5 protein-coding genes (1 of these 5 only partly in view) are annotated in these 17,399 nt (G+C 70.4%); all 5 read right to left on the bottom strand.

Translation table 11 applies throughout. The annotated features are described in order from the left end of the window. Tightly spaced (each overlapping or abutting the next), the 5 genes in view from LGY53_RS19635 to LGY53_RS19615 form a layout consistent with a single transcriptional unit that may run on beyond the window. Positions 1-5,045, bottom strand: partial view of a non-ribosomal peptide synthetase gene (locus tag LGY53_RS19635; protein ID WP_225728130.1) — the 5' portion only. 562 nt of this gene lie to the left of the window's left edge; the window shows 5,045 of its 5,607 coding nt (coding positions 1-5,045); its start codon is at positions 5,043-5,045; its stop codon lies off the left edge, out of view. Next, complete coding sequence (locus tag LGY53_RS19630) at positions 5,038-7,989, bottom strand: type I polyketide synthase (RefSeq protein ID WP_225728129.1); 2,952 nt, start codon at positions 7,987-7,989, stop codon at positions 5,038-5,040. Before LGY53_RS19630 ends, LGY53_RS19635 begins: the two co-directional genes overlap by 8 nt. After that, positions 7,986-13,355 (bottom strand): non-ribosomal peptide synthetase, encoded by a 5,370-nt coding sequence (locus LGY53_RS19625; protein ID WP_225728128.1) that lies wholly within the window; start codon positions 13,353-13,355, stop codon positions 7,986-7,988. Before LGY53_RS19625 ends, LGY53_RS19630 begins: the two co-directional genes overlap by 4 nt. Next, positions 13,339-16,569: a type I polyketide synthase gene (locus LGY53_RS19620; RefSeq protein ID WP_225728127.1), complete on the bottom strand. Its 3,231-nt coding sequence runs from the start codon at positions 16,567-16,569 to the stop codon at positions 13,339-13,341. The genes LGY53_RS19625 and LGY53_RS19620 overlap by 17 nt, the downstream gene beginning before the upstream one ends. Continuing rightward, complete coding sequence (locus LGY53_RS19615) at positions 16,566-17,399, bottom strand: type II CAAX prenyl endopeptidase Rce1 family protein (RefSeq protein ID WP_225728126.1); 834 nt, start codon at positions 17,397-17,399, stop codon at positions 16,566-16,568. Before LGY53_RS19615 ends, LGY53_RS19620 begins: the two co-directional genes overlap by 4 nt.

The following is a 17,399-nucleotide window of genomic DNA, read 5'->3' as shown; positions in this document are numbered from 1 at the left end:
CCGGCCGCGCAGACCAGGCGTTCGGCCACCCACTTCGTCTGCAGGTAGCCGAGCGCCAGCCGGGACGGATCTCGGGCGAGCGCGGGCGCACCGATCTCGCCCGCCGCCGCGTCGCCGGGGCCGAGCACGTACAGCGAGGACACGAAATGCAGTGGCGTACCCGCGATCCGGGCCAGCGCGATGATCTCCTGCGTACCCGCGACATTGGCCGCGGCCAGCGAATCGTATGGCAGCGCGAAATTCACCTGCGCGCCGTTGTGGTAGATACCGTCGACGCGGCGGCCGAGCAGCAGGAATTCCTTCTCGGACAGGCCGAGTCGCGGTGCGCCGAGCTCGCCGAGTACCGGGATGACCCGGTCCAGGCCGTCGATGGGCAGTTCGTATGCCTCGAAGGCCGCGACAAGCCGCGCCAGCGCCGCGTCCGCGGTCTCCGCGCGCACCAGGCAGTGCACCCGGGAATCGGTGCGCCGCAACAGCTCACGCAGCAGGAAGGCGCCGACGAAGCCGGTCGCGCCGGTGAGCAGCACCTCGCCCGTCCGCGCCCGGGCGGCCGGGATCGGGACGTCCGGCCAGGCCGCGATTCCGGCGCGCACCTGCGCCGCCAGATCGATGGCGGCGGCCTCCTCCGCCGTTCCGGACAGCAGCGCGACCACACCGGCGACGGTCGGCCGCGCGAATACCGATCCGAGCGGAATATCCTCGGCGAACGTCTCTTTCAGCCGCAGGATCAACTGGGCCGCCAACAGTGAATGCCCGCCGAGATCGAAGAAATTGTCGGTGCGCCCGACCCGGGGCACGCCGAGCACCTGCGCGAAGACACCGGCCACTCGCTGCTCCAGCGGGGTACGCGGCGGCTCGTACTCCAGCGTCGTCCGCCGCACCGTGGGCGCGGGCAGCGCGCGCCGGTCCAGTTTTCCATTGGGGGTCAACGGGAAACCGTCGAGAACCACCACGGCCGATGGCACCATGTGCTGGGGCAGTCGCCGGGCCAGCCGGGCCCGCACCGCGACCGCCAGATCGGCACGCGCCTTGACCCGCAACGGATCCGAGACCACCGGCTCGTGCAGCCAGTCCGTCTCCCGCCGCGGGATCGCCACCGGTCCGCTGTCGGCGCGCGCGGCGACGACGTCGTAGCGGCCACTGGGACGGCGCAGCGCTTCCACCCGATACGGCAGCCGATCGGCGAGCCGCAGATAGTCTTCCGGATTCCGGCCGCCGGATTCGGCCAGCACGGCGCGGATCCGGGCGGCGTTCACGCGGCCGCGGCCGAATTCCTCGACCAGCGCGACGGGTCCGGCCACCCGGCCGTCCATCACATCCGGAACGATCACCGCCGCCGGTGCCTCCCGCTCCAGCAGTTCGGCGAGCAGCTCCGGGCTGGTGCCGGCGTTCAGCGCCTGCGGCCGCACCGGCAACCGCCCGAGGTCGGCGTGCAGCACCGCGTCGTAGCGGAACCGCGACATCTCGTTGAGATGCACACCGCGCTTGAGCCGGATCCGGCAGCAGGCGAACCGGGCGTGTGCCGCGGCGAAATCGTGGAAATACTTGGGCGACAACACCAATTCCGCATCATTCTCGACACCGGCCTTGGTCGCGGCCGCCAATTCGGCGGAGTGCGCGTTCGGGGCGGCGGCCGCCGCCACCGAGGCGTGGAAGGCCGCGTTCAGCGTCAGGTCCCGCACGTCGCCGACGTACAGCACACCGCCGGGCGCCAGCAGGTCGGCCGCGGATTCCAGTACGCGGGTGAGGTATTCGGCGCTCGGGAAGTACTGCACCACCGAATTGATCAGCACCAGATCGTAATGGGCGCCCAGGTCGGGCAGTTCGTCCGCGGCGCACTGGAACAGGCGGACGTGGCCGAGCCCAGCGGGTTCGACGATCTTCGTCCGCACCTGTTCGACCGCTGATGCGGACAGATCGGTGGCGTCGTAGTGCTCCGCGTCCGGGGCCAGACGGGAGAGCAGCAGGCCGGTGCCGCAGCCGATTTCGAGGATCCGGCGGGGCGCGCGGGCGTCCGGCGGCGCGAAGCCGCGCACGGCGGCCACGGTCGCCTCCACCCATTCCCGCATATGTTCTTCCGGGATCTCGGCGTTGGTGTAGGAGCTGTTCCAGCCGGTGATGTTGAAATCGGCGTCCAGTTCGGCGCGTTCCTGTCCGTAGGTGCTGTCGAAGACGGCGGCCCAGTCGGCGACCTGATCCGCCTCCGGCGCGGCCACCGACGCCGCGTCGGGCGTGAGATACGCGGTGAGCGCGACATTGTCGCCCTCGGTGCGGGCGAGCACCACCGCCTCGCCGACACCCGGCTGCGCCGCGATGGCGGCCTCGATCTCGCCGAGTTCGATCCGGAAACCGCGCACCTTCACCTGCTGATCGATCCGGCCCAGGTATTCGAGTTCGCCGTCGGCGCGGCGGCGGGCGAGATCACCGGTCCGATACACCCGCCGACCGTCCAATACCGGGCTGGGCAGGAATCTTTCGGCCGTCAACTCATCGCGGCCGAGATAGCCGCGGCCGACACCGGCGCCGCATACGTACATTTCACCCGCGACGCCGTCGGGCACCGGGTTGCCCGCCGAATCCAGCAGCAGCACACCGAGATCCGGCAGCGGCGCGCCGATCAAGCTGCCGACGCCCTCGGCCACCTCCGCTCGGGTGAGCTCGCGATAGGTGACGTGCACCGTGGTTTCGGTGATGCCGTACATATTCACCAGCCGGGCGCGGTCGCCGTAGCGGTCGAACCACGGCCGCAGGGTCGCCGGGTCCAGCGCCTCGCCGCCGAAGATCACCCACCGGATCGCCGGATCCGCCGCACCGTCCAACGTCCGCAGCAGCTGGACGAAGGCCGACGGCGTCTGGTTCAGCACGGTGACCCGCTCACGGATCAGCAGTTCGGCGAATTGTTCGGTGGCGCGGCCTATTTCGCCGGGTACCAGGACCAGCCTGCCGCCGTGCAGCAGCGCGCCCCACAGCTCCCAGACCGAGAAGTCGAAGGAGTAGGAGTGGAACATCGTCCACACGTCGTCCGGGCCGAAGTCGAACAGTTCCGCAGTGCTCGAGAACAGCCGAACCACGTTGGCGTGCTCGATGACAACGCCTTTCGGCACGCCGGTCGAGCCGGAGGTGTAGATGACGTATGCGGCGTCCGAGGGCCGAGGCGGCGAAAATTCCCGCGGCGCGACGGCTTCGTCGATTTCGTCGATCAACAGCAGCCGCCGCCCCTCCAGCGCCGACGAGCCGTCGGTGATGATCAGTCGGGCTCCGGAGTCGGCGATCATGAACTCGACCCGCTCCGCCGGATACATCGGATCCAGCGGCACATACGCCGCGCCGACTCGCAGCACCGCGAGTATCGCGATCACGACATCGGCCGACCGATCGAGGTGGATGCCGACGAAATCCCCGCGCACGACACCGTTTTCGACCAACGCCCCGGCGAGCCGAGCCGCCGCCGCGTCGAGTTCGGCGTAGCTGAATCGCAGGTCGCGATCCGTGAGGGCGATCGCATCGGGCGTCCGCGCCACCTGCGCCGCGAAGAGTTCGGGCAGCGTCGCGGCCGGTTCCGCCGCCTCTGCGACCGGTAGCGCGGCCGCGACGGCCCGCTCCCGCTCCTCGGGCGCGAGGATATCGAGCCGCGGCAGCGGTGTATCCGGCTCGGCCACCACCGCGGCGAGCAGGGCCTGGAAATGCCGGGCGATCCCGGTGACCGTCGACTCGTCGTAGAGGTCGACGTCGTATTCGATGCCGCCGACGAGTTCGTCGTCCACCGCCCGCAGCGTCACCAGCACGTCGAATTTCGTTGTCCCCGAATGCACGTCCAGGAATTCCGCGCGCACACCCGGCACCCGCAGCTCCGGCATTCCGGTGTTCTGCAGGACGAGCGCGGTGCGGAACAGCGGCGAGTGGCTCAGCTCGCGATCCGGCCGCACCTGCTCGACCACCAGGTCGAACGGCACCTCCTGGTGATCGAAAGCCGCCGATACCACCCGCAATTCGCGGGCGAGCAGCTCGCGGAAGGTCGGCGCGCCGGACAGATCGGTGCGCAGCGCGAGCGCGTTGACGAAGAAACCGATCAGCGATTCCACCTCGGGCACGGTGCGATTCGCGATCGCGGTGCCGACGGTGATGTCCTCGGCGCCGGTGTAATACCGCAGCAGGGCCTTGAATCCGGCCAGCAGCGCGACGAACAGGGTCGCGGGCCGGTCGTCCGCCCGCACCGATCCGGCCAGCCGCGCCAGATCACGGTGCAGCTCCGCCGGAATCGTGAACGGCACTCGGGCGCCGCGGTTCTGCGGTTCGGCCGCCCGCGGCCGGTCGGGATGGAAGGTCACCAGCGGCGGTTCGTCGCCGAGCACGCCGCGCCAGTAGTCCAGCTCGCCCGCGAAGCGGTCGCGCTGTTCGCGTTCGCGCAGCCAGGTGGTGAAATCGCCGTACTGCACCGGCAATTCGCGCACCCTCGGGGGCCGGTCGTCGACATAGTCGGCATATGCCGACATCAGCTCGGTGGCGAAGACGCCGAGCGACCAGCCGTCGGAGATGATGTGGTGCATGGCCACCGCGAAGTAGGCGTCGTGCTCGTCGAGGCGCACGAGCAGCGTCGCGAACAGCGGGCCCGACAGCTCGAAGACGGTGCGGCCGAATGCCTCCACCCGGGCCAGCGCATCCGCCTCCGGCCGTTCCGGATCCAGCTCGGACGGCTCGACCACCGTGAGCGGCACCGGGCCTGCCGGGTTTATCACCTGTACCGGCACACCGTCGCGCAACTCGATGCCGGTGCGCAGCGCCTCCTGCCCGCCCGCGACCAGCGTCAGCGCGCACCGGAACGCGTTGAGGTCGAGCCTGCCCTTCAGCCGCAGCGCCAGCGGCATGGTGTAGGTGGCCCGATTCGGAAACAGCTGTTCCAGGAACCAGATTCGCTGCTGCGCCGCCGAGAGATCGGCGACCGAGCGGTCCGGGCGCTGCGGGATGGTGGGCCGGGCGATCATCCCGGTCGCCCAGCGCCGCAACAGTTCTCGGCGGGAGGCCCGCGCGTCCACGTGCTCAACCATTGTCGTTCCGTTCCTCCGCGGGCTCGGCGAGCAGCAGCTCGACCTCGCCGTCGGACATTGCTTCCAGCCGCTGCATCAGGTGATCGCCGATGCGCTCGGTCATCGCGGCGATGGTCGGCTTGGCGAACAGCTCGCCGAGCGGCAGTTCCAGCGGGAATACGGCCCGCAACCGGGTCGCGACCTGCACGGCGAGCAGCGAATCCCCGCCCGCCTCGAAGAAATTCGCGTGCTCGTCGATATCGTCGACACCCAACGCGGTGCGCCACACCTCGGCGACGCCGCTCCGGATCGATTCCGTCAGTTCGTCTTCCGGCGGGAAGTCGTCGAATGCCTCGGCCGCCTCGACAATCGGCTCCGGAATCGATTCGGCGTTTATCGGGCGCGGCGCGTCCGGCGGCTCGATCCAGTGCCGCTGCCGCGCGAACGGATACGTCGGCAGGCTGACGAATCCGGCGCGCGGGCGGCCGTGTACGGCGGCGAAATCGACGTCTATGCCGCAGACCCACAGCCGTCCGGCCGCCGCCACCACCGCCTCGCCGGTACCCGTACCGCTGGCAACGGTCGTCGCCGATCGATCGGCGGTGCGCAGGAACGAGATCAGCGTGCGTCCCGGGCCCACCTCGAGTCCGACGGTGGCCGACTGTCGCGCGCCGAGCGCCGCCGCGGCGGCGCGGAACCGCACCGGGCCGGTCATCTGTGCGGCCCAATAGCCGGGATCGGTGGCCTGATCGGCGGTGATCGGCGCGCCGGTGTGGTTGGACCAGAACGGTATCCGCGGCGCCTGCCGGGGGACGGACGCGACGAGTTCGGCGAAGCGCGCCGCCGCATCCCGCAGATACGGGGTGTGGAAGGCGTGCCGCACCGGAAGCAGGGCCGTCGCGACATTTTCCGTCGCCAGCTCGCCCGCCAGCCGCTGTACCGCCTCGGGCGATCCGGCGACGACGCACCTGGTGGCCGAGTTGTCCGCGGCCAGCCAAACGCCTTCCGGCAGTCGGTCTTCGATATCGGCCGCGCCGAGCGACACCGTCAGCATCGCGCCGTCCTGACTGGCGGCCATGAGCCTGCCGCGCGCCACCACCAGCCGCAGCGCATCCGGCAGTGTGAAAACACCGGCGACCGTTGCGCAGACCAGTTCGCCCAGGCTGTGACCGATCAATTCCTTTGGTGCGATACCGAATTCGCGCCACATGTGGGCCAGGGCGTATTCCACCGCGAACAGCGCGACCTGAGCCCGCGCCGTATCGCCGCCGTCACCGATCGCCCGCGCTAGATCGAAATCCGATTCCGCGCGCAGCAATTCGGCGCATTCGCGTAGGCCCGCGCCGAATGCGGGCACCGCGGTGGCCAGTTCGTTCCAGCCCGCCCCGAGCGTGATGCCCTGTCCGGGGAACAACCACACCAGTTCCGGCGCGGGCTGCGCCTGCCCCGCGATCGGTTCGGTCAATGCCTGCGCGGCCGCGGCAACCGTCGCGCCGACGGCGACCCGCCGATGCGTGAAGCGGCGTCGGCCGTAGGCCAAAGTGTCCGCGATCGACGGCAATTCCTGCTTCGTATCGCGGAGGTGGGTGGCCAGGTCGGCGGCGAGCCGGTCCGCCTCGGCGGCGGTACGGGCGGAAACGAGCAGTGCCTGCGGTCCGGCCGCGTCGGCCGAATTCGCCCGCGCGGGCGGCCGTTCCAGGATCACATGCGCATTGGTGCCGCCGATCCCGAAGGCGCTCACCGCCGCGCGACGCTGCTCGTCGGGCCAGTCCCGCAGTTCGGTATTGACGAAGAACGGGCTGTTCGCGAAGTCGATCTCCGGGTTCGGTCTGGTGAAATGCAGGCTGGCCGGGATCTTTCCGTCCCGCACGGCCAGCACCGCCTTGATGAATCCGGCCACGCCCGCCGCCGAATTGAGGTGTCCGACATTGGTTTTCACCGAGCCGATGGCGCAGAACTGCCGGGCCTCGGTGTGCTCGCGGTAGGCCGAGGTGAGCGCGGCGATCTCGATCGGGTCGCCGAGCCGGGTGCCGGTGCCGTGCGCCTCGACGTAGCCGATGCTCTCCGCCGCGATACCCGCGACATCGAGCGCCTCCCGGATCACGTTGCGCTGCCCGGTGATTCCCGGCGCGGTATAGCCGACCTTGCGGCCGCCGTCGTTGTTCACCGCCGAACCGATGATCACCGCGTGGATGTTGTTCCCGTCGGCGAGCGCGTCGTCGAGCCGTTTCAGCACCACCGCACCGGCGCCGGAACCGAACACCGTCCCGGCCGCCGCCGCGTCGAATGCGCGGCAGTGTCCGTCCGGGGACAGGATCGAACCTTCCTCGTAGACGTATCCCGTCTCGTGCGGCACCTGCACGCTGGCCCCGCCCGCCAGGGCGAGATCGCAGTGGAAGTCGAGCAGCGCCTGCACCGCCTGATGGATGGCGACCAGCGAGGTCGAGCAGGCGGTCTGCACCGCGACGCTCGGCCCGGTCAGGTCCAGCTTGTAGGACACCTTGCTGGCCAGGTAATCCGATGCGTTCCCGTGCAGCACGGGCAGCTGCGTGCTCGGCGTCTCGAACAGCCCGCCGTGCCCGATGAGGTTGTTCAGCAGATAGGTGCTGACGCCGGCGCCCGCGAAAACGCCTACGGGGTACGGATTTTCGCCGGGCACGAAGCCCGCGTCCTCGAAAGCCTCCCAGGCGCAGCGCAGGAACAGTCGGTGCTGCGGATCGGTCAGCTGCGCCTCGCGCGGGCTCATCCCGAAGAAATCGGCGTCGAAGCGGTCGACATCGGACAGCGTCGCACCGACGTGCACGTAGCCGGCGGGCGGCCGCACCGGGCGGGTCTCGGCGGCCAAGGGCCGCAACGACTCCCGGCCCGCGCACAGGTTCCGCCAGTACTGCTCGACGGTATCCGCCTCCGGGAAGTGGCAGGCCATGCCGACCACGGCGATCCGGAATGCGTGTTCGTCCGTCATGGCCTGCTCCCTTCACGATCGGCCCGGCCGCGCGGACGGCGGTCGGCGGTGCGCCGGGCCATGGCGGCGCGGCGCTCCCGGCCGCGGTCGGATTCCGCGGCGGGTGCGAGCCGCCCGGACAGCAGCCGTGCGAGATCGTCGACGGTCGGCGCGGCGAACAGATCGGTCAGCGCCAGTTCGACATTCAGCCGCCGCTCCAGCAGCCCACGCACCCTGGCCAGGGCCAGCGAATGCCCGCCGAGGTCGAAGAAGTTCTGGCCGAGCCCCACCTCGCGGCCGAGCACCTGAGCCCAGATCTCGGCCACCGCCTTTTCCAATTCGGTTCCCGGCGGCGACCATACGGGCGGTTCGGGCGGCGCGATCGGCGGCAGCGCGGATCGGTCGAGTTTGCCGGTCATCCCGCGCGGCAGGGTGTCGAGCACCAGATAAGCCGAGGGAATCATGTAGTCCGGCAACCGGGTTCGCAGATACGCCGACAGCTCGCGCGGATCGGGGGTGAGCGGTCCGTCCTGGGTCAGGTACGCGACCAGACGCGGTTCCGGCGCCGCGGTGTCCAGTACGACGGCCGCCTCACCCACTGTGGGATGCGACCGCAGGAAGGTCTCGGCCTCACCGGGTTCCACCCGGTGACCGCGAATCTTGACCTGCCGGTCCTTGCGTCCGGCGAATACCAGTTCGCCGTCGGGCAGCCGCCGCGCGAGATCGCCGGTGCGGTAGTACCGCACACCGTCCGGGCCGGTGCCGAATGCCGCCTCGGTCAGCTCCGGCCGCCGCCAGTAGCCGAGCGCGACATGTTCGCCGCGCAGCGCGATCTCACCGTAAACCTCGGTGGGGCGGCCATTCTCGTCCACCAGCTCGACGCCGACACCGGCCACCGGATGACCGATCGGCACGCCGTCGCGTTCCGCGTCCGCCGCCGTGATCAGATGTTGCAGCGCGACAGAGCATTCGGACGGCCCGTAGAGGCTCACCAATCGGCATTCGGCCGGGAAGTGCCGGGCGAAATCGCGGAGGTCGCCGCGCACCACCTCCTCGCCGCCGAAGGCGACCAGGCGCAGTGTCGCGGGCAGCCAAGGTTCGTCGATATCGCTCAGCAGATACCGGAAAAGCGTTGGCGTGCAGTGCAATACTGTGATGCCCGCCGCCTCGATCGCGGCGCGCAGCCCGGCCGGATCGTGCTCGTGCGGATCTAGCACATGCAGCCGCGCACCCGCGACGGCCGCGCCGAACGAGTGCAACGCACCGGCGTCGAAGGTGTAGCGGGAGCTGCCCGCGATCACGTCGTCCGGGCCGAGCCGCAATCGCCGCGCATACCGGACGGCGTGGAACAGCGCGTTGTCCCGGCTCTGCGCAACGCCTTTCGGGCGGCCGGTGGATCCGGAGGTGTGCAGGATGTAGGCGATCTCGGCGTCCTCGGGCACCACCGGTGGAACCGTTGCCGCGGCGGGCACCGCCGCGATCACCGCGATGGACTCACCGGCCACTGCGGCGGCGAGCTCCGTAAGCGCCGGATCGCACAGCAACGCGGCGACTTTCGCCTCACCGATGATCTCTCGCAACCGCGCGAGCGGCGCCCTCGGGTCGAGCGGCACATAGGTCAGCCCGGCCCGCAGGACCGCCCAGACCGCGACGAAACTGTCCGGCGTGTGGTCGAACAGCAGCGCGACTCGGGCGCCGGGTGCGACCGCGTTCGCCAGCGCCGCCGCCATATTCGCACTGCGTGCGCCGAGTTCCGCGTAGGTGATGGTGTTCTCGCCCGCGCTCAGCGCGATGGCGTCGGGCCGTTCGGCGATGTGCCGCGCCAGCCGGCCGGTGAGCCGCTCGCCCGATCCGCGTTCGGGCACCGACGGCGTGCCGGGCAGCGGCCAATCCGGTGTCACCGCGACAGAATTCGGCTGCTCCAGCGCGACCTCGCCGACCAACAGATCGGGCTGAGCGACCACCCGCGCCAACGCCTCGGCGTAGTGCCGCAGCAGACGGTCAGCGGTTGCCGCGTCGTAGATATCGGTGCTGTATTCGAGCTCCAGCCGGGCCGCGGCACCGGTCTCGTCGACGGTGAGGTCCAGGTCCATCCTGGCCGTACTGCGCGGGGCGTCGACGAATTCGACGTCGAGCCCGGCCATGTCGTAGGTGGGCGGCGGGGTGTTCAGATAGTTGAACATGATCTGCGCCAACGGTGTCCGGCTCGGATCCCGGTCGGGCACCAGCGCCTCGATCACCTTCTCGAACGGCGCGTCCTGGTTGGCGTGCGCCGCCAGCACCACCTGACCCACCTCGGCGATCAGGTCCCGGCAGCTGCGCTCGGGATCCACCCGGCCGCGCAGCGCCAGCGTATTGAGGAAGCAGCCGACGAGCGGTTCGGTCGCGGCCCTGGTGCGCCCGGCGATCGGCGCGGCGACGATCAGATCCCGTTGCCGGGTATAGCGATTCAGCACCAGGTAGAAGGTGGCGAGCAGCACCGCGAAAGCGGTGACGCCTAGTTCGGCCGCGAGTGCGCGCACCTGGGCCTGCACCGCGGGATCGATGGTGCGTCGCGCCACCGCGCCCCGGCCGCTGCGGCGCGGCGGGCGCGGCCGGTCACCGGGCAGCTCGGTCACCGGCGGGTCGGCGAGCTCGGTGCGCCAATAGTCCAGCTGGTTCTCCAGCCGACCAGCGATATCCCGCTGCCACACCGCGTAATCCGGGTATTGCACCGGCAGCGGCGGCAATTCGAGTTCGCCGCCCGTCGTCGCCGCCCGGTAGACCGCCGCGACCTCTTGGCTCAGCACCGCCAATGACCAACCGTCGCAGGCGATGTGGTGCAGCGCGATGAGCAGCAGATGAGCGCCGGGTCCGGTGGTCAGCAGGTGATACCGCCACACCGGGCCCTCGGCGAGATCGAACGGCGCGGCGTAGACCGCGGCGGTGAGGTCGGCCTGGATGCGCGCGGCCCGCTCGGCGGGCAGCCCGCCGATATCGGTGTGCGGCAGCGGACGTGGCGTCGCGGGCCGCACCAGCTGGCGCAGCTCGCCATCCTCGGTCGTGCGATATACGGTGCGTAGCACCTCGTGCCGCTTCTCCACCCTGGACAGCGCCAGCTCCAGCGCGTCGATATCGACCGCGCCCCGCAGCCGCAGCCCACCCGGCATGATGTGGGTGCTGTTGCCCGGATCCAGCGCCTCGAGGAACCAGAGCCGCTCCTGGGCGTAGGACACCGGAAGCAGATCGCCGTCGGCCCGGACCGCCGGACGCAGCGCGGGCAGCGAATTCTTCTGCGCGGGAGCCGATTCCAGCAGCTGCGCGGCCTGCGCGACCGTCGGATGCTCGAACAGCTCGCGCAGCGAGACGGCGACGGCGAATTCGTCGAGCAGCTGGGCCAGCACCCTGGTCGCGCCCAGCGAGGTGCCGCCGAGCAGGAAGAAATCGTCGTGCCTGCCGACCTCGGGCAGGTCGAGCGCCTGCGCGAACAGCTCCGCGAGGCGCTGCTCCAGCGGTCCGACGGGCGCCTCCGAGCCACCCGCCTGCGCACCGAACCCGTCCTGGCGCTCCGGTTCCTCCGGAATCGGTTGTGCGGCACGGTTGTTCGATCGATCGAAACCCCAGGTCGCCAGCCGGTTGTCGCCGACGGACAGCTCGGCGACCCGCCGCCCGACCAGCCAGCCGGTCGCGAAATCGTCGGCCGCCGTGCGCTCGTCGAGTTCGACAACCCTGGTATCCGCCATCGCACCCCGGGTGCGCACCTGACCGGCCGGCCCCACGAGCAGGCAGACGATTCCGCCGTCGGCGCACCGCTTTACCAGCTCGGCCACGTCGGCACGGCCGTCCCGCACCACCAGCAGGTCGACCTGGTCGTCCGGCAGCTCGGCGGTGGACCCGCCGGTCACCCGGGCGGGTACCGAGCCGCGGGCCAACGCGGCCGCGATGCCCGCGGCGACAGTGCCGTCCGGCGATTCGAGCACATGAATGGACAGGTACCGGCGCGGCAGTTCGGCCGTCAGTTCGGTGATCGCCGCGGTCGGATCCCATGCCGCGGCGCGTGCCACGGTCAGCACGTCGCGCACCAGTCCGATGGCGACCGGCTCGTCCAATACCGCGGTGTTGTAGGTGAGTTCGCAGGCGAAGCCGCTTCCGGTTTCGGCCAGATGGAACACCAGGTCGTACAGCGTCGCCCCGGTCTCGATGGGCTGCCAGTCCAGTGTGAGCCCGTCGCCGGTCGGGGCGGGCCGGTCCAACCGCTGCTGCACGAACAGCACCTGGAACACCGGGCTGAACGCGGGATCCCAAGGCCCGCCGATTGTTTCGACGACCCGCTCGAACGGGATGGTCTCGTCGGCGTACGCGGCCAGCGCGGTATCCCTGGTGCGGTGCAGCAGGTCGCGGAAGGACCGCGCCGCGGCGAGGTCCGACCGGATCGGCACGGTGTTCACGAAATGCCCGATGGTGTCGGCGAGTTCGGTGTACGGCCGCCCCGCCATCGGGATGCCGACGCAGAACTCGTCCTGTCCGGTATGCGCGGCGAGCACCAGTTCGTAGCAGGCCAGCAGGAAGACGAACGGCGGAACCTCGTTGGCGGCGGCGCACTTTCGCACCGATTCGGCGAGATCGTGCGGGAAGTCCGTGTGCACCCGGGCACCGTCGTTGCGCACCCGCCGCGGCCGGGGCCTGGTCGCCACATCCAATGCGGGCACACCGTCGACGAGTGCGGCGCGCCGCCGCACGGAGGCCGGAGCGGGTGTGGCGCTGGGGTTCTCGGCCAGCCAGGTGGCGTAGTCCGCATATTGGCGGCGCGGCGCGATCTCGGGTTCGGTACCGGCCCGCCGCGCGTCGTACGCCGACCACAGCCGGTCGATCAACAGTCCGATCGAGATTCCGTCCAGCACCAGGTGATGGGCGACGATGCCGAGCACCCATTCCTGCCCGCCGACCCGGAGCAGCGTCCATCGCACCGGCGGACCGACCGCGAGATCGAAAGGCGCGCGGGCGAATTCGGACAGTTGCTCGGCAACGGCGTCATGCCGTGCCGACTCCGGGACCAGCCGCAGATCGTGGTCGCGCCAGTCCGGATCCACTACGTCCGCCACGGTCGCGCGCAGCCCGGCCGGGGTGTCGGCGAAGACCGTCCGCAACGCGTGCTGCTGCCGAATCAGGTCGGCGGCCGCGGCTTTCAACGCCACGACATCCAGCGGACCGGAGATCCGAATGCCGAAGGGCACGTGGTAGAGCGCCGGGTTGTCGGCCAGTTGCTCGTGTAGCCGGATGCCGCGCTGGGCCGCGGTGGCCGGATACGGACCGGATTCGGTCCGTGCCGCAATGGTGGCGATCGCCGGGCCCGCGGCCCGGCGCTGGCGCAGTCGGGCCAGGGCGAGTTCGCTAGCCGGTGAGTTCATCGGTGGTCTCCAATAGGGCTTGCGCTTGTTCGACCATCAGCTGCTCGAGCGTGGCCGCGACCTGGGCGACCGTCGGCTCGGTGAGCATGCGCCGCAGTGGCATATCGATCTCGAACCGTTCGCGGATGGTGCGCACGAATTGCGTTGCCAGCAACGAATGTCCGCCGAGCCGGAAGAAGTTCTCGAAGACGCCGACCCGGTCCAGGCCGAGCATTTCGGCCCACATCTCGGCGACCACCTGCTCGTATTCGTTGCGCGGCGCCACCAGATCGGCGTCGTCGGCGAACAGCCCGGTGCGCGCGGCACGCTCGGGAGCGGGTCCGATTTCGGTGCGTCCCTGCACAATTCGGAAGGACGACCGCTCATACGGATACAGCGGAAGGGGCACTCGGCGCGGCGCCCTGCGGTGCAGTGCGGACCAGCGCAGCTCGTGTCCGCGCACATGCAGCTCGCCGAGCGCGGCGTGCAGCACGGCCTGGTCGTCCACATCCCTGGTGAGCGACGGCACCGCGATCCCGGCCCGATCATGTTGGCGCAGCAGATTCTTCAGCATGCCGCTGAGCACCGGATGCGGCCCGATCTCGATGAAGTCGGTGACGCCCGCCTCGATCATCGAGCCGATCGCCGCGGCGAAGGCCACCGGCATGGTCACCTGGTCGGCCCAGTACCGGCCGTCCAGCGCCGCGCCGTCCAGCAGCGCGCCGGTCGCCGTCGAATAGAACGGGACGGCGCTCGCCGTCGCGGTGAACGCGGGCATCGCCGCGGCGAAAGCGGCCGCGCAGTCCCGCATCAGCGGCGAATGGAAGGCGTACGGCCCCGGCAGCGGCCTGGCCAGGATCTGCCGCTGCTCCAACCCGGCCAGCAGCGCGGCGATCGCGGTATCCGTACCGGCGAGCACCGTCCAGCGCGCCGCGTTCACGCCCGCGAGGTGCACACCCTCCGGCAGCGGATCCAGCTCGGCGAGCGGGCAATTCACCACGGCCATGCGGCCGTTGCCGCGGGCGGACGCGGTCGCCTTCGCCCGCGCGGCGATTATCGCCGCCGCCGCGGGCAAGTCGAGCGCACCCGCCATATACGCGGCGGCCACCTCGCCCATGCTGTGCCCGGCCACCGCGGCCGGTTCGATACCGAGCGAGCGCCACAGCGCCGCGAGCGCGACCTGCAACGCGAACAGAACGGGTTGCGCCACACCGGTATCGGTGAGCTCGTCGGCGTCGCGACCGCGGTCCAGGACGGTGAACGGCGACCACCCGAGCAGCGGCCGCAGTTCCTTGTCCACCTCGAGCAGCGCGTCACGGAAGACGGCCTGCCGCCGGATCAGCGTGCGCCCCATGCCGATCCACTGATTGCCCTGCCCGGTGAAGACGAATCCGACGGGTCCGGCCCCGCTGCGCGGCACCCGCCCCGCCGCGCAGCCCGGCGGCAGCGCGCCTGCGGTGAGCGCCGCCAGCTTGTCGTCCAATTCGGCGGGTTCACTCGCGACCACCGCGATCCGGAACGGATGGTGGGTGCGGTGCGCCAGCGAGGTATCCGACAACTCGGCCAGATCCGTTGTGTCGTCCAGCATTTCACGCCACGATTCGGCGACCGCGAGCGCGGCGGTCTCGCTGCGGCCGGACAGCGCGAACAGGTGCGGCCCACCGGATGCGACGGACGACCGTTTCGGCTCCCGCCGCGCCACGCCCGTCGCGACGACATGTGCGTTGGTGCCGCCGAATCCGAACGAGCTCACCCCGGCCAGCGCCGGACCGTCGCCGGGCCATGGCGTCGGAGCGGTCGGCACCTCGAACGGCAGATCCGCGAAAGCGATGTGCGCGCTGGGTGATTCGAAGTTCCGATTGCCGGGCACCTGACCGTGGTGCAGTGCGAGCACCGTCTTCACCAGCCCGGCGATGCCCGCCGCCGCCTCGAGGTGCCCGAAGATGGTCTTCACCGAACCGACCAGTGCCCGATCGGCTTCCGTGCGTCCGTCGGTGAGCACCGCGCCGAGTGCCCGCGCCTCGATGGCATCGCCCAGCGCGGTGCCGGTGCCGTGCGCCTCGATGTACTGGACCGCGCCCGGCGCGACACCGGCCCGCTCGTAGGCGCGCCGCAGCACATCGACCTGCGCGCGGTAGTTCGGCGCGGTGAGCCCGTTGGTGCGGCCGTCCTGGTTCACCGCGCTGCCGAGCAGCACCGCGTACACCCGGTCGCCGTCGCGCTCGGCCGCGGCCAGCGGCTTCAAAACGACTGCCAGGCAACCTTCGCCGCGCACATAGCCGTCCGCGCGGCGATCGAAGGTCTTGCACCGGCCGTCGGGCGCGAGCATGCCCGCCGCGGCGAGCGAATCGGTGACCCGGGGGTCGAGGGTGAGATTCACCCCCGCCGCGACGGCGAGTTCGCAGTCGCCGTCGTGCAGGCTGCGCAGCGCAAGATGCACGGCGACCAGCGAGGACGAGCAGGCGGTGTCGACGCTCAGGCTGGGCCCGCGCAGATCGTAAAGGTAGGCAAGGCGATTCGCGGCGATGCTGCCCGCGTTGCCGGTCACCGCGTTGATATCCGCGCCGTCGGCGCCCGCCAGCTCGCGGCCGTAATCGCCCGCGCCGATACCGACGAACGTCCCGGTGGCGCTGCCCGCCAACCGCTCGGTGGGCAGGCCCGCGTCGTCGAATGCGTCGGCGACGGTTTCCAGCAGGATGCGCTGCTGCGGATCCATCTGCGCCGCCTCTGCCGCGGAGATGCCGAAGTGGTTGGCGTCGAACGCGTACGGATCGGGCAGGAAGGAGCCGAACCCGCCGGGTCCGCCCCGCCACGGCGGCGTCGCGCCGACCAGTTCCGTTCCGTCGCACAGCGCCTGCCAGAGCTGTTGCGGCCCACGCAGATCCGCGACAACGCAGCCGATGCCGATCACCGCGACCGGCTCCTGGGCGGCCCCCGACGCCGCCCGGGTGTGCTGGCCGACCGGCGTATCCCGCTGTGCGGCAAGACCTTCGGCCATCTCCCTGATGGTCGGGTACTGCCAGGCCAGATCCGGTGGCAGGGTGCGGCCGAGCCAACCGCCGACCCGCTCCACCATGGTGACCGCGGACGCCGACGAAAGACCCAGCGCGGCAAAGGTTTCCCGAACGCTCACCTGCTCCGGCGGCACTCCGGCCAGTTCGGCGATGGTGCGAGCGAGGAAGGCGCTGATCTCGTCGGCGCTGGGCGCACCCCGCTCGACGGACGCGGTGGTCATGGACGCGCCTCGACCGGGCCGCCCGCCTGGGCGAGGGCGCGTTCGGTCCGCTCGTCGTCCAACGTTTTGCCCGGGATCTCGGACAGCCCGCGCGCCGCCATATTCTTCCTGGCCAGCGTCAGCGGGAAGGCGAGCACCCGCAGATCATGGAACAGCTTGACCGCCAACACCGGCCACAGCGCACCGGTGAATTTGTACAGCACCGCAAGGGAAGTCGCGCCGAGCACCACCTGCGCCGCCACCGCGGGCCGCACAATGTGGCGCGCACCCTCGATCACGCCGCCGCCGAGCACCACCAGCCACCAGAACGGCACGCCCGGCCACAGCACTTCGACCGCGTACAGGGTGAACCCGCGATAGATGATTTCCTCCGCGGGCGTGGAGAACGAGTTCGTCACCCACCACACCCGTTCCTTCGCGGTCGCGGGGGTGATGAATACGACGTATTCGATATTGCGGGCGATGAAATCCCGTCCCCGGCGCCCGGTCAGCGGAAGTACGACGGGACCGAGCAGATAGCAGATGTATGCCGCGATGAGCACCAGCCCGAGCACCTGTTCGCCACGGCTGCGCTCGTGGAACAGCGTGGTGTCGAAGCCGCCCAGCCCGAGCCGGGTGAGCGAGGTGCCGTTGATGGCGAATGCGATGACGATCACCGCCAGAATGAACCAGGTGCGGAATACGCCTTCGCGGTACAGCCGGACGCGCGCGTCGTCCCGTATCGCGTACTCACCCATGAAGGTGCGGACCGCCCGCGCCTCCAGCCACGGCTCGAGCGCAGCGAGATATATCAGCCCGATGACGCAAAAGGCCTTCACGGAGAACTCCAT

The sequence above is a fragment of the Nocardia sp. JCM 34519.1 genome, assembly GCF_020361265.1.
GTDB classification, from domain to species: Bacteria; Actinomycetota; Actinomycetes; order Mycobacteriales; family Mycobacteriaceae; genus Nocardia; species Nocardia arthritidis_A.
Note: the sequence above shows the minus strand (reverse complement) of the source record. Positions and strands in the feature narration are given on the sequence as shown.